This is a genomic window from Halobellus sp. Atlit-38R (genome assembly GCF_003665925.1).
Taxonomy (GTDB): domain Archaea; phylum Halobacteriota; class Halobacteria; order Halobacteriales; family Haloferacaceae; genus Haloquadratum; species Haloquadratum inordinatus.
Genome location: NZ_QXIJ01000043.1, coordinates 1 through 1,331, shown reverse-complemented (window position 1 = coordinate 1,331; position 1,331 = coordinate 1). Strand labels below are relative to the sequence as shown.

General features: G+C 58.7%; 1 protein-coding gene. It reads left to right on the top strand.

Features of this window, described 5'->3' with window-relative positions; all coding sequences use genetic code 11:
• Window positions 1-116 precede the first annotated feature (116 nt).
• On the top strand, window positions 117-1,331 hold a 1,215-nt coding region (locus D3D02_RS17955; protein ID WP_121571306.1), incomplete at its 3' end, for an IS4 family transposase.

The window sequence follows — 1,331 nt, the reverse complement described above, 5'->3', positions numbered from 1 at the left end:
GCATCCGTCTTTAGCTAAGACGAGAACCGCGTGACAGCGGCGGCTTATCGAGGCTACTTTTCGAGAGGAACGAGGAGGCAAGAGCTGTGTCCAACAGCACCTCCTCATCGAGGATTATGCGTCGGCTCACTACACTGTTTCCCTCCGAGTTCCTCGAAGAGCACGCCGAGGAACTCGGCGTGGTCGAGCGTGAAGGGAAGCTACAGATCCCCGTCTTCGTGTGGGCGCTCGTGTTCGGCTTCGCCGCAGGCGAGAGCCGAACACTCGCTGGGTTCAGACGCAGTTACAACTCGACAGCCGACGAAATGATTTCTCCCGGTGGATTCTATCACCGGTTGACGCCGACGTTAGCGGAATACCTCCGCGACCTCGTCGAGACCGCGCTCGACGAGGTCGCTGTTCCCGACGCTGTTGACGCCGATATTGACCGATTCAGAGACGTGATGATTGCTGATGGAACCGTCCTGCGGTTGCACGAGTTCCTCTCTGAGGAGTTCCAAGCTCGTCACGAGGAGCAGGCTGGAGCGAAGCTCCACCTGCTCCACAATGCCACCGATGAGACGATTGAACGGATCGACGTGACGGACGAGAAAACGCACGACAGCACGTTGTTCAAGACGGGTTCGTGGCTGCACGGACGGTTGGTTTTGCTCGATCTGGCGTATTTCAAGTACCGCCGTTTCGCGTTGATCGACGAGAACGGCGGCTACTTCGTGAGTCGGTTGAAAGAGAACGCGAACCCGGTGATAACGGCAGAATTACGGGAATGGCGCGGGCGCGCCATTCCCTTGGAAGGCAAGCAGATCCACGATGTGATCGACGACCTCTCGCGGAAGTACATCGACGTGGCGGTCGAAGCAGAGTTCAAGCGCGGGCCGTACAACGGGACGCGGTCGCTGGACACAAAGCGGTTCCGCGTCGTCGGCGTCCGCGACGAGGACGCCGACGACTACCATTTGTACATCACGAATCTGCCGCGAGACGAGTTCCTGCCGGAGGATCTATCGACGCTGTATCGGTGTCGGTGGGAGGTAGAAACGTTGTTCCGTGAGCTGAAGACACAGTACGAACTAGACGAATTCGACACGAGCAGCCCGGTTGTTGTGGAAATTCTGCTGTACGCGGCGTTGCTGTCACTACTGGTGAGCCGTGAGCTGTTGGATCTGGTCACCGAGCAGGCTGACGATGAGATCGTGTTTCCGCCGGAACGCTGGGCGGCGACCTTCCGGTCGCACGCCCAGCTCATCCTCCACGAACTCGGTGAATACCTTGGCTACTCGCCACCGCCATTGCTGGAGCGGCTGATCGAGGATGCTCAGAAGATCCACCAA